This is a genomic window from Paenibacillus oryziterrae, assembly GCF_042610485.1.
GTDB lineage: Bacteria > Bacillota > Bacilli > Paenibacillales > Paenibacillaceae > Paenibacillus_AQ.
This window is the reverse complement of the sequence record NZ_JBGJZO010000007.1, coordinates 177,417-190,801: the sequence shown is the minus strand read 5'-3', so window position 1 is coordinate 190,801 and position 13,385 is coordinate 177,417. Positions and strand designations below refer to the sequence as shown.

Annotated in this window: 9 protein-coding genes; 2 read left to right on the top strand and 7 right to left on the bottom strand. The window is 47.7% G+C overall.

Annotated elements, in window-relative coordinates:
- Positions 1–2 precede the first annotated feature (2 nt).
- Both ACAN55_RS10720 and ACAN55_RS10715 read right to left on the bottom strand, forming a co-directional pair.
- Entirely contained in the window at positions 3–1,331 is a 1,329-nt protein-coding gene (locus tag ACAN55_RS10720; RefSeq protein ID WP_379131892.1) for a response regulator transcription factor, read from the bottom strand.
- A 13-nt stretch (positions 1,332–1,344) separates the two neighbouring features.
- Positions 1,345–3,138, bottom strand: a complete 1,794-nt coding sequence (locus ACAN55_RS10715; protein ID WP_379131889.1) for a cache domain-containing sensor histidine kinase — start codon at positions 3,136–3,138, stop codon at positions 1,345–1,347.
- A gap of 331 nt (positions 3,139–3,469) precedes the next feature.
- On the opposite strand from ACAN55_RS10715, the gene ACAN55_RS10710 reads away from it, so the two are divergent.
- Complete coding sequence (locus tag ACAN55_RS10710) at positions 3,470–3,595, top strand: hypothetical protein (RefSeq protein WP_379131887.1); 126 nt, start codon at positions 3,470–3,472, stop codon at positions 3,593–3,595.
- 505 nt (positions 3,596–4,100) lie between these two features.
- Here the strand turns inward: ACAN55_RS10710 and ACAN55_RS10705 are convergent.
- From ACAN55_RS10705 to ACAN55_RS10690, 4 genes are all read right to left on the bottom strand, one after another.
- Positions 4,101–4,904, bottom strand: coding sequence for an alpha/beta hydrolase (locus tag ACAN55_RS10705; RefSeq protein ID WP_379131884.1), 804 nt, complete (start codon positions 4,902–4,904; stop codon positions 4,101–4,103).
- A 75-nt stretch (positions 4,905–4,979) separates the two neighbouring features.
- The gene (pgmB, locus tag ACAN55_RS10700; RefSeq protein WP_379131880.1) at positions 4,980–5,630 is read right to left on the bottom strand and encodes a beta-phosphoglucomutase; all 651 of its coding nucleotides are present in this window, start codon (positions 5,628–5,630) and stop codon (positions 4,980–4,982) included.
- 28 nt (positions 5,631–5,658) lie between these two features.
- Positions 5,659–7,953: a glycosyl hydrolase family 65 domain-containing protein gene (locus tag ACAN55_RS10695; protein ID WP_379131877.1), complete on the bottom strand. Its 2,295-nt coding sequence runs from the start codon at positions 7,951–7,953 to the stop codon at positions 5,659–5,661.
- Complete coding sequence (locus ACAN55_RS10690) at positions 7,950–10,256, bottom strand: glycoside hydrolase family 65 protein (protein ID WP_379131874.1); 2,307 nt, start codon at positions 10,254–10,256, stop codon at positions 7,950–7,952. The genes ACAN55_RS10695 and ACAN55_RS10690 overlap by 4 nt, the downstream gene beginning before the upstream one ends.
- Before the next feature lie 408 nt (positions 10,257–10,664).
- Here ACAN55_RS10690 and ACAN55_RS10685 point away from each other — a divergent pair, with 408 nt between their 5' ends.
- Positions 10,665–11,381 carry a Crp/Fnr family transcriptional regulator gene (locus ACAN55_RS10685; protein ID WP_379131871.1) on the top strand — a complete coding sequence of 239 codons (717 nt, stop codon included), beginning with the start codon at positions 10,665–10,667 and terminating at the stop codon, positions 11,379–11,381.
- 265 nt (positions 11,382–11,646) lie between these two features.
- Here the strand turns inward: ACAN55_RS10685 and ACAN55_RS10680 are convergent, their stop codons facing one another.
- Positions 11,647–13,365, bottom strand: coding sequence for a sensor histidine kinase (locus ACAN55_RS10680; RefSeq protein ID WP_379131868.1), 1,719 nt, complete (start codon positions 13,363–13,365; stop codon positions 11,647–11,649).
- Positions 13,366–13,385 lie beyond the last annotated feature (20 nt).

Below are 13,385 nucleotides of genomic sequence, written 5' to 3'. Positions count from 1 at the left end.
TCTTACTTCTTCAAATCACTGGGGCTGATTCCGTAGTATTTTTTGAAAATCTTGCTGAAATGCTCCGGTGATTCATACCCCACCTTCTCTGCTATTTCATATCTCCGAAGATCTGTATTTAGAATCATATCGCGGCTCTCTTCCATCCGCAGCTTGATCACATATTCCCACAGATTAAAACCTGTGTTCTTCTTGAACAAATAGCTGAGATAGTTTGGACTGACGTGGTTTTTCTTAGCCACTTCATGAATCGTCAGTCCCTTCTGCGCATAATTCTCTTCAATGTATTCCTTAGCTTTCTGAACAATCAGATTGCTCCGGGTATACATCTCTTCGGCAGAAGGCTCCACCGTATAGTTGTTCCAGTTGAAGTCGCCATAATAAAAGACATAGTAATCATTGTGCTCCCTGTTCCAGAGAATCGCCTTCGAAGCCTGACGGTTCAGCACATCCATGAACGAAATGCCTTTCAGAATCTGGCTGATGCCCACCACGCAGTGGACATGCAGATATTTCTCTATGTTCAAATAAAAGCTGCGGCCCAGAATATCCAGACGGTTGATGTGACCCGCCGCCGACTCTTCATAACTCTGTTCATTCCACTGAATAATGACCGAAATTTCTTCCTCCTCGGAATAAAAAGCAATGGATTCCCATTCCTGATCCAAGAGTTCCTTAGCAATGTTTAGTGCAGCATACCGGACAAGCAGTCTATCCCGGTCGCTATAATTCTTGTCGCGGTAGAGTTCAGATAAGGGAAGCTTAATTTTGATGATCGCAAAATAAGGACCCTTCAACCCCGTTTTCTCCAAGGTTTCGGCGTGATCCGGATGGTTTATTACGGAATGCGACTCCCGGAGGAGCTGGTTCAGCAGTTCACTGTATTCCGGCAGAGGCTCCTCCAGATGAAAATACTCGCCTCCTCCGGGTGTGAAGGCTGCTAGCTCCGGCGAAGGCTTGCCCATTTTCAATAATACATTTCTCACGGAATCCAGGAACTGCTCGCTGTTCAGCGGCTTGATCAGATAGTCCTTGGCTCCAAGACGTACGGCCATTTGGGCATATTGAAAAGTTTCATGCGCAGAAATAATGATGGTCTGCACCCAGGGCTTAGCCAGCTTGGCGTGCTGCATCAGTTCGATTCCGCTCATCGCCCCCATCTGGATATCGGTGACCAGCAGATCGATCTCCTCCATGCGGATGCAGTCCAGTGCTTCAAAGCCGCTATTGGCAGTATAAATATGACCGATATCCAGGCCGGATGAAGATAACAGGCTGCTGAGTCCTTTACAAATTAACGGTTCATCATCCACAACCAGAATATTATACATACAAGGCTCTCCTTTATTCTTGATTCAGTGATTTCGGAAGTCTTACAAAAACAATAGTGCCGCCCTCCGTGCGCTGCCTGTAGCTGATCCCGTAATCAGGACCGAAATGCAGCTGGATCCGCTGATTGATATTACGGATGCCGTATCCGATCAAAGGGTCGGGTTTCTCGTCATTTAGCAACCGGTCAATGGCTTCATAGTCAACCGGCTTATACCCGTTATCCTCGATGCAGATCAGGATCATCTCCTCCTGCACAACAGCGCTAATGGTGATTTCACCGTCTTCATCCATATTTTTGACACCATGAATGATGGCATTCTCCACCAGCGGCTGCAGGGTGATCTTAGGAATCAGGTAACTCTTCGCTTCGGGATCAATATACCAAAACACCTTGAACACATAGTCATAGCGGTGCTGCTGGAGCTTGATATAGGCGGTGACATGCTCCAGTTCTTCCTCCAGGGTAATCAGTTCCCTTCCCCGGCTCAGGCTGATCTTCATCAGCTTGGACAGCTCCTTGATCATTTCGGCGGATTCAATATTGCCTTCCAGCGAGCTTTTCCAATATATGCTCTCCAGCGTGTTATATAGAAGGTGCGGGTTGATCTGCTGATAAAGAAGCTGCAGCTGTGATTCTTTCTGTTTCAGTTCCATCTGGTACTTGTAGGTAATGAGGCCGTTCAGCCTCCTCGCCATATCATAGGTTGAGGCAATCAGCACGCTGACTTCATCGTTGCTGCTCCGGCGGGGCGTCTCCGGCACCCGGTTGCCCGGCTCATATTTACGCACGAAAAAAGCAAGCTTCTGCAACGGAGTCATCAGTGAGCGCCAGAAATAAGTAATAATGATGATTCCAAACAGTGAATAGGCAACTGAAATGTATTGAATTACGCGTTTAATCTCACTCTGCTGCTGAAGCAGCGCCTTGACCGGGATTTTATAGATCAGCTTCTGTCCCAAGGCATGGTTATTATTGACGACGTAAATGAAATCAGAAGTAATCCCATTCGAGATCCCTTCCGGATCTCCATCTTCTACAGATGCAGGTAAGGAGATGATCTCTCCTGTAGCATCCGTAGTGGAAGCAAGCACCCGGTTCGTGGAATCTGTCAGATAAATCTCCCCGTCTGGCAAGGATATCGTTTTGAGAGACTCGGCAATTTTGGAATCCATCTTTGTTACAACCAATACCCCGATGGTCTCAGTACCTTTGTATATGTTATTGACCGCCCGGACATAAGTTAACGTCTTCATATTCTCTGCCTGCGGGCTCAGCTTCTGCATATACATCAGATATCCGCGGCCTTTTTTCTCAACCGCCTGCTTAAACCAGTAGGGTTCTTCACCTTTGGAGAAAAAATAGACCGCTGCTTTCTTCACCTGCGGAAAATTCGGGGCGAAAAAGTAGTAATCATTCGGATCATACACATAGAGAGAATAATAGACACCGTCTTTACGCTCTACCTCCTGAGAATAACTGCCCAGCAGCTTCTCCATGGTCTCATAGCGCTTCACCCGTTCCAGTACCGGATCACTTCCGGACATGTTGAGCTGCTGCATGATCGGATTCTGGATCACTGTAGTCGTAATTTTGGTGACGGTTTCAATATCCCGGTTAATGATCGTGAAGTTCTGCTTATTCAGCTCCATATACGCATTTGTCACATGCAGCTTGAGAATTTGCTCGGCCTTCATATTGCCATAGATATTCATAATCAAGATCGGAGTAATCATAACCAGAAACAGCAAAATAAGCTGCTGTTTCACATTCAGCTTCACAAGCGGCTTTGTTAGCCAAGACAGCATTTCTTTCCACCCCCGGCTTACATACTATATCAAAGCGGCAAAGACCCAACTATGTTTATTTTAATGTTTATTATGGGTATTTGTATGCAGTTTTTTCTGTTCTGCAGGATTACGGGACAGGTGATAAGGCCGTCACTGCGTGAAGCGTTTGGACCTGCGGTCGCTGTTGTCCCCGGATTTCCTGATTTTACCGCTGAGCGGTAGAAATCCGGGGACAAAGGCGAACGCTAACGCTCCTCCGGTTCCAAACCTTCACTTTGCGACTTCGTCACCTGGCTTCGCGTAAACACGCAAACAGAAAAAAGAATGGGGGTATTTCGGGAGGCGGTGGATGGTGAATCGCCGTCACCTTCCACGTGCGGAAGGATTACCTGTGACTTCGTCATGCGGCGGCGGCTGCAACAGTTGCATCAGTGATTGCTGTGATCCGGTTTCCCGGACGAAGATCACTGGATAATGCTCAGTTAGAGAGTTCTGCCGAACTTCGGCAGAGAAAGGACAACATTGAGTATTTCATGGTTGGTATCTGTTGTATTCTGTGCAACAGAATCGGGCCAATTCAGGAAAAATAATGATTCTATTGCAATTGGTGCAATTGATTTAATAGGATATGAGCAATAAGTGAAAATCTATTGTACAAAATGCAACAGAACACTAATTTGAGCTGATGAAGCCTCAATCTGCTGCACAAAATGCAATGAAGCCTCACAGCAGAAAGCACCTTACCTTTGAACCCTGTAATATCGGTACAAGCGTAGATGTGTGTATGTCGTGCAAGGAGCTTACTGAGTCAAAAGGAACTGCTACTTACACATGGAGGCAAACTGCCATCTGCAAACCAAACAAAAGAATCTGCCATTTACGAACTGAAGCAAAAATCGCCATCTAATAGTGTGGACGCAAAAAGAAACGGCCACCTCTATGGGGCCGTTTCTTGAATGGATTAGTTATAGTGTTAATAATCAGGATCTTGCGTAGCCATTCATGCGAAGCCAGGAGGCGCAAGCGTAACTCCAGCCGCTGACGTGGCTGTCCTCTTCGGCAAGTCCGAGCCCGTGGCTGCCGTGGGCATAGACATGAAGGTCGAAGGGAACGTTATGCTTCCGCAGCGCCGCTGCGAATAACAGGCTGTTCTCGACTGGTACAGCGTCATCATCCGAAGTATGCCATAGGAAGGTCTTCGGGGTATCCGCTCCAACCTGAAGTTCGCTGCTCAGCAGGTCGACAAGTGCCGGGTCCGGCGAGGAGCCAAGCAGGTTATCCTTGGAACCGCCGTGATATACGGATTCGTCTTGGAAGGAGATGACCGGGTAACAGAGAATCATAAAATCCGGGCGGCTGGACTCCCACTCGATGGGATCAGACGATAGTGGATTACCAGCATCGAACAGTACGCCTGCTGTTGAGGCCAAATGGCCACCGGCCGAGAATCCCAGAATCCCTATTCTTTGTGGATCGATCCCGTATTCATCAGAACGGTTCCGCACGGTGCGAATGGCACGCTGGGCATCCTGCAAAGCGCAAGGATACTGGTAAGGAGCCACGCGGTAACTAAGGACAAATGCCGAGATACCAAGTGTATTCAACCATCTTGCCACAGGCTCGCCTTCATGATATGCCCGCATGCCGTACCCGCCTCCAGGGCATATCACCACTGCAGCATTACCTTCTCCTTGGGCGAGATAAGGTTCAATGACAGGTATATCCTCAGAATCCGTACCAAGGGCTCCCGGAGCTTCCACCGCCCACAATCTCAATGATTCCATAGCTATCCACCAAACTTTCCCCTATAATAGACGTTCTTCAAAAGAAATATCTCCTTCAGGAAGATAATTCCCTCATTAGGCCAGTCTATCAAGAGTATTCATCTCGTGCAATCCTGCAACAACAAAGTCAGCTTCTTTCAGCACTTCTGGTTTGCCGATCCCGACGACCTGCATGCCAGCAGCTTTTCCTGCCTGAACTCCAGCCTCCGCATCTTCGAATACAACGCATTCAGAAGGCTCCAGCTTTAGTTCCTCGCAAGCTTTGAGGAATACTTCCGGGTCCGGCTTGGCAAGAGCTACTTTGTTACCATCGACAACTACATCAAACAATTCTTTGATATTAAGTTTATCGAGGATAAAATCGGCATTCTTGCTTGCAGAGCCGAGTGCGATACCAATCCCCTGTTCTCTGAGGCCGTTCAGGTAGTTCTTCACCCCGGGTAGCAGCTCAGATTCATCAAGTGACGATATATATTCCACATACCGGCGGTTTTTCTTCTCAGCCATGGCGAGCTTCGTCTCCTCTGGCAGTTCCACTCCTCCAACTTCCAGCAGAATGTCTAATGAACGCATCCGGCTGACACCCTTGAGGCGTTCATTATGTTCTTCTGTAAAATTGAAGCCCAGCTCCTCGGCGAGTGAGCGCCAGGCGAGAAAATGGTATTTGGCTGTATCTACGATCACACCATCCAGATCGAAGATCGCACCTTTCATATGTTGCAGCATGTATAAGTTCCTCTCTGTTATATATAGTTTAAACTATCGCGCTCTCAGCACGCAGCGTCAGCTTCCCTCCAGGCCGGCATACTTCCCGTTGTCCGGAGGAAAAGGCAAAGGTTACCTCAACAGTATTGCCTTCAGCGGCATGAATGGTAATCTCTTTGCGCGTAATGTGCAGTCTAAAGCTTCCTCCCCGCAGAATAACCGGAAGTTCTACCGACTCCCAGTGTTTAGGGAACGAAGGATTAAAGTGAACCACTTCCCCGTCAAAATGCAGCCCTGCAAAACCAAGCACCGCAGCCATCCACGCTCCACCATTAGCCGCAGGATGAGTTCCTCCTATATAAAGGTCGCCAACATATTGCTTTGATTCTCCGGTTAAATCTACAGTCGCTGTCCGCATGAAGTAAGGATAACCCCAGTCTGGAGAGCCTACATCGGCGGCAACCAGCGCATAGATACACGGGCTTAAGCTGGAGCCATGCTCGGTGCGCGGCTCATAATACTCCCAGTTCGCTTTTTTCACCTCTTGGGAGAAGGAGTGCTTAAACAGATTGAGCATCAGCACCACATCAGCTTGCTTCAAGATTCTCGTGGTGGTTGCAAGACCATTCCCACCGCCCCAGTACTCATGCTTGTTCAGCACGCGGGACTTCAAATCAGCCAAGGATACGTCTTCAAGTGTAAAATAGCGGTCAAACTGCTCGATGACCAGGCTGTCAGCCTGCGGCTGCGGCACATAGAACTGCTCCAGCATTTCCCGGAACTCCGTAAGGAATGGGCCATCAGTAAAGGATGCAGATACTTCATCGTAGCGTTCAGGATACCGGACTTTCAGCAAGTCAGCCGTTTTCAGGGCGATCTCCAGAGTTTCTTTGACCAAAGCGTTTGTGAACGCGTTGTTATTGACCCGTTCATGGTATTCATCCGGGCCGGTGACATCCAGAATTTCATAACGCTTTTTCACGGGATTGTAGTAGGCATAGGAATAGAAGAAACGTGCGCATTCCCAGATCACTTCTGCCCCGCCATCTATCAGCAGGCTATCGTCACCCGTAAACTCCACATACTGCCATATTCCATGCACTACATCGCCACTGATATGAACCTGTTTGTCACGGAAATACGTCCGCATGGGACGGCCGGTGAACACATCATTCACATTGAAGAGCGTACAGGCATCATCACCGGAATCCTGGCTCTCCCACGCATAAAAAGCGCCAAGGAATCCATATTCCGCAGCTTTGCGCTTGGCTCCTTCCAGCGTGTGAATACGGTACATCATTAAATTCCGCGCCGTATGCGGATCGCTGTGCAGGAAGAATGGCAGCATAAACATCTCAGTATCCCAGAATACTGCACCCTTATATACCTGTCCTGACAATCCCCGTGCCGGGATGGAGACTTTCTCTGATTCACTAGGCGCGATAATCTGCAGCTGATAGATGCTGTATCTAAGCGCAAACTGCGCTTCGTCATCTCCTGCAATCAGAACATCCGATGCTTCCCATTTATCGGCCCATTTTGCAATATGAGCTGTCAAAAGTGATTCATATCCTTTATTCGAAGCCGTCTTAACGGCTGTCTCAGCCGCTTGGGATACAGCCTCAGGCAGTGAAGAACCAATATCCAGCCCGCTATATACAGTCACATATTTATACCATTCATAGGTTACTCCGGCTTGAGCAGTGAAGGTAATCTGGCGCATGCATGATGACTCTTCAATTTGTTCTTCACCGAATGGGAGCACAGTCTTTTCTGCAACCGCAACAGGCACTTGAAGTTCTCCCGTAATTGCTGAAGAAATCAGTATATCCCCTGCTTGTATTCCCTGCTGGTCTTTCAAATGGGGCCCGTTAATATCCCAGACCTCTCCATCAATTCCGGTCCGAATTACAAACTGGCAATCATGGGAGGTGCTGAGGGTAAGCTTGCTTACAAGCAGATGAAGGTCATTCATACTCGCAAAACGCTCTGCGGTAAATGCAACCTCTCCACCCGCAGTGTTGTAGACCGTTTTACGGCGGTGAATGCCTTTTTGAATATCCAGCTCCTGGCTGTGTGTCGCCGCTTCATGTTCCAGCAAGCTCAGCAGTACTCCGTCGCAGGTTACGGTGGTGAACAATCCGTTAGGAGCATTTACCGGCTCGCGCCACTTGTCTCCGGCTTTGTCATATAATCCGGCCAGCGTAACGGCAACCAGTTGCTCCTTCCTGAACTCCTCCAGTGTCCCGCGGTATCCCATATAACCATTGCCGATCATATATTTGTTACCGTTAGTCGTTATACGTTCCTTGTCAAAAGCTGATTCCTTGACGATCCAATTCAATTCGCCATCATCCCTTCTACAAGATCAAGTTCGACGCCGGAAGAGTCCACCGTAACTAAATCTCCGTACACAATGATGTCAGTAGTGCCTCCCGAAAGAGCTTTTATGCTCACTTTAGTCTTGTCTACTACAATACGCAGGAGTGTACCGTTATACAATACCTGGAAACTGTAGGAGGTCCACTTGTCCGGTAAGGAAGGCTGGAACGAAAGTTTTGCACCATCTGAGCGCATACCGCCAAAGCCATATACAATGTTCATCCAGGCAGCAGCGATGGAAGTCGTATGCAATCCCTCACGGGTATTACGGTTATAATTATCCAGATCCAGGCGGGTGGCGAACTCAAAGAATGTGTAGGCTTCTTCATGTTTACCAATCTCTGCTGCCAGAATGGAGTGAATTGACGGTGACAGGGAAGACTCATGGATACATCTTGGTTCGTAGTATTCATAGTTGGCCCGTTTGTTGTCCTTAGTGAACTGTCCGCTGTACAAGAACATGAACATCAGCACATCCGGCTGTTTAATCATGTCATAGCGGTATAGACGGTCATAAGACCAGTTCGAATAGAGCGGGAATTCGATCACTGGTATAGAGTGGATATCCATGTGCGGCATATCAAAGAATCCGTCATGCTCCTCGTATACGCCGGTTTCCGGGTCTTGCGGAATTTTCATCAGCTCGGCTTTTTTGTTCCAGTCTGCTAGCTCGTCTTCGATCAGCCTGGTTTTGGCTGCCAGAAGTTTAAACTCTTCAGGCTGAGCCACCTTCATCTCACGGATGCTTTCCAGGGCAAATTCGAAGGATTTTTTCGCCATCAGGTTGATGTAGCAGTTGTTGTTGACCATAAGCTGGAATTCATCGGGTCCCATGACGCCGAAATATCCGTATTCACCGGTGCGTTGTCCCCACTGTCCTCGTGTCGCATAGAACCGGCTGATCTGAATGAGCATCTCCACACCTTTGCTGTAGAGGAATTCCTTGTCTCCGGTAATGTTGACATAATGCCAGATTCCATAGGAAATCGCCGTTCCGACATGCAGCTGCAGATTGGAGTGCTGCCACAGATCACAGCTTTCACTTCCGTCAATCGTTGCAATCGGGTAGCAGGCGCCCTCACAGTCCACTTCTTTCGCGCGCGCCATGGCCTCAGGGAGGGTCTTATATCTGAATTCGAGCAGGCTTTTAGCAGCCTTCGGATTATTGAAAATATAGAATGGAAGACAGTAGGACTCCGTATCCCAGAACGCAAGGCCGCGGTAGACTTCGCCTGTCAGACCTTTAGCTCCAATATTAAATCCCGGATGGTCGCCGTGGTAAGTCTGGTACAGCTGGAATATACAGAACCGGATACCTTGCTGGTTCTCAGGATCTCCTTCGATAACGATATCACTGGTCTCCCAGATTCCGCTCCAATAAGCAGACTGTTCTGCAAATACGGCATTCTCATCCAGCTTCCCGGCTGTTGCAGCCAGCTTCATTCCTTCTTCCCACAGCTCGTCTGCAGTACGGAGGGAATCAGTATCGGCACAGTTAACAGCCAGCTTGGTGAAATGTGTGGTCTCGCCCTCAGTCAGAGTAAGTTTAAAATCCTGTCCGATAAACTTTTCCCGCTCCACCAGTGTAAGCTCAAGCGGCTGCGGCGATTGCAGTGTGAATGTGGAGAACAGCTTGTTGCCTGTTGTCAACGTGCTGGCCATTATGGCTGTTACGCCCTCTGACTCACCGCTTCTCAGACCGTTCCAGAGATTCTTGCCCTGCTCTTCGTGAATGATGCCGAAATCCAGCCCGGAACAAATCTTCACTTCTCCGGAGAAATTAAGCGGCTGGAACTCAACTTGCTGCAGTCCGAGATGAGACATGGTCATACTGACCAGACGGGTGAAAGTTACCTTCAGATCCTTGCCGTTCCCGATATGCCAGATCAGCTCTCTGCGGTACGTACCGCTGCGGAAATCAAGCTTCCGGCTGAAGCCGGAAATGCTGCTGTGCTCCAGATCAAGTCTCTCGCCATCTACGGTAATGCGCGTGTACAGCCAATCCACCGAGTTCACCATATAACGGAGGGAAGTAATGATGCCTTTGTAGTGCTTCCCGATATCATGTTGTTCATTTAATCCGTTAAAATAGCTCCCGAGCAGTGTGTCGCCTCCGTACCCCTCTTCCGAGTAACCGCGTACACCCATGTATTCATTTCCGAGTGAAAAAATAGATTCCGAGGTCCGGTTCCGTTCCGGATGAAAGCCCTCCTCAATTATTGCCCACGGATCTACTTTTAAATATTTGTCCGCTACTTTAGCCATGTATGATTTCTCCTTCTCCCTCAAGTTGTCCCGCCCACGACTGCGAAGTTTCGATTCGCCGGGCGCTCACTCCCTAGGATATCGTCAGGGCAAGGCGGAGCCAATGTCGTGCTGTATGCCTTTTATGTCTATTTTTACGAAGTTGATAAAGGTAGTAGACAAACAAAAAGCCATCCTCACATTATTCTTGAATAATGTAGGGATGGCTTGATTCCGGCTGAAAACAGGTCTTCTATACTCCAGAAATTCCAAAAATCATATTAAATCTCACACTTTTGAAGTGAAAATTATCACAATGTTATAATTTCGACACTTTTTACGAAAAATAATTACCCATAAAGAGGAATTTCAATGTATAATTAATTTAAAATTTACTGAAAAACTGAGGGAATAAAGGGGATGTCGATTATGAAAGAACATTATAATGTTATCGAAGCCCGCGGAAATACAAACTGTTTCTCCGAACAGAACTTTAACAGGCTTCTGGTCACAATGAAAGAGCGCATGGTCCCGGAAGGATCACACCTGTTCTGGGAAGGCGATTTCTCGGATAAACTGTTTTATATCAAACGTGGACGCGTGAAATTAACTAAATCTACAGACGAAGGCAAAGAACTCATTCTGTACATGTATCAATCCGGTGATATGGTTGGCCAAGCTGACCCGTTCTTCAGCACGAAGCACAGCTTCACTGCGGAAGTCATCGAGGAAAGCGAAGTTGGCGTGATCGAGCAGAAGGATCTGGAGATTCTGATCTGCCAGCATTGCGATTTCGCCATTGACTTTATGAAATGGATGGGTATCCACCACCGTCTGACCCAGACCAAGTTCCGTGATTTGATGATGTACGGCAAACCCGGTGCACTCTGCTCCACCTTGATTCGTCTTGGCAATACGTACGGCGAAAAGAACGGCGACAGCATTCTTATCAACAAGAAGATTACTCATACAGATTTGTCGAACATGATCGGTGCTACCCGTGAAAGCGTAAACCGTATGCTCAGTGATCTGCGGAAAAAAGACGCTGTAGAATATGAGAATGGCATGATTGTTATTAAAGATCTCTCCATGCTTCAAGATATCTGCCACTGCGAATTATGTCCTAACGAGATTTGCCGGATCTAATTTCTTAATTACATTACCCTCTATTCTCCTCACTGAAACATATATGGCCCAGTTATTATTTGAAATGTTAATAGAGTGGTCAAAGGCACCCTTACAGGGTGTCTTTTTTTATGCGGGACGAGTTAATTCTTCCACTAAAGACTCCCCATAGCAAAAAGGCCGGCAGTGTTTCGCCGGCCTCGCGCCAAGCTTTTGTTAATAGATCGAAAGTTCATACATGGAGGGCCCGTAAGGAGAGAAATGTCTGCTGGTCAGGTTACAGCGTTCACATTTCCTCCGGTTTCTCTGCCCTTTTGCAGACCGGAAAACAAATTCGGACCAGGGTCCCTTCACCCAGTGAACTTTGAATATGGACACCGTATTCTCTTCCGTACTGCAGCTTGATGCGCTGATCCACATTGCGGATGCCATACCCGATTCCTTTATCCGCAGGATTCAGTACCCCTTCGATAACTTCCTGTTTCATTCCGAGCCCGTTATCTTCGACTTCTAAATAAATCTTGTTGTCCCTCAAATAAGCGCGGATTACAACCGTTATTTCATCATCGTACCAGGCATGCTCCAGCGTGTTCTCGACAAACGGCTGAAGAATAAACTTTACGGTCTCATATGGCAGCACCTCGGGAGCCACTTCGTATCTCACGTTAATCCGGTCGGCATTTTTGATCCGCTGGATATCCAGATATGACTCCACGATTCCAATCTCCTGCTCAATCGGGATGATCCGTTCCCCGTGATGAAGTGTCAGGCGGTAAAAACGGGCCAAGGCACGAATGACCTCATGCAGTTTGTCAATTTCCCCAAGCTTGGCCATCCTGCTGATCGAAGAGAAGGTATTGTACAGGAAATGCGGATTCATCTGTGAATGCAGTACCTGCAGCTCTGTCTCCTTCTTCTCCAGATTGCTAATATACACTTCATCGATCAGCCGCTGGATCGTAGATGCCATATCATTAAAGGCGCTGCCAATCTCCGAGAACTCATCATTGCCCTGAACAGGCATCCGCTTGTGGAAATTCCCTTCCTTGAAAGACCTTAATGAAGACACCAGATTCAAAAACCGACGTGAGAAATACTGTGACATCATTAAGCTGATCAACGACAGAACGAGGAGGCTCAGAACACAAACGGCAATCGTCACATTGCGGACCTTGTCCGCTTTTTCCTGAAGGGATGAATAAGGGACCCAGGCAACGATGCTGGCTGGCATGTTAGCGATACTGTGTTTAATTTCCATATAGGACGCCGGCCGGGTAATGATACCCAAGGAAGAATCGGATAAGGTTACCGGATCGTTATCATTGCGGGAGCTGGAGAACAGCAGCCGGTTCTGCTCATCCACGATGAAGAGTACACTTTTCTCGCCAAGATCGCCGGATTCCACATCGGTGAAGATTTTTTTCATATTCACTGTCATTTTAATCAGGCCGTTTAGCTGCAGTGTATCGTAGTTGATCAAAGGTCTGAAATATGAAATATTGCCGCTGACTTTATCGTTCTCGACCTGCTTCCAATCATAGGAACCGTAATGCAGTCTCAGTGATTTATACCATGGTTCATTTTGAATTCGTGTGGAATGATACAGCGAGAATTGACGGCCGCCTCTTGTGCTGTTCGCAGTATCGTTATAGTAATATTCACTGATGTCCGGATTGTCCACGTAAATCGACAGCTTAACCTCTTCAGAAGGAAGGCTCGCCGCATTCTCCAGCCTTGGAATTACATATTGCGACATAATGCTGTATTTCTCCCAACCGGAATGATACCCTGTCAGAAATCTGGATAATGCCTGGTCGGTATAGACTTCGTCCGAGCTGCGGGTGATGTCCTTGATCCTGTAATCGACGTTGTTGCCGATCTGCCGCACCGCTACCTCCAGATTATTGCGGGCCTGTTCTTCAATGGAGCGAACGGATGAAACATAGGAATAGCTTCCGATCACGATAACCGGCGTCAAGACAAGCAGAAGATAGGAGATCAGCAATTTGTAACCTATCGGTATAA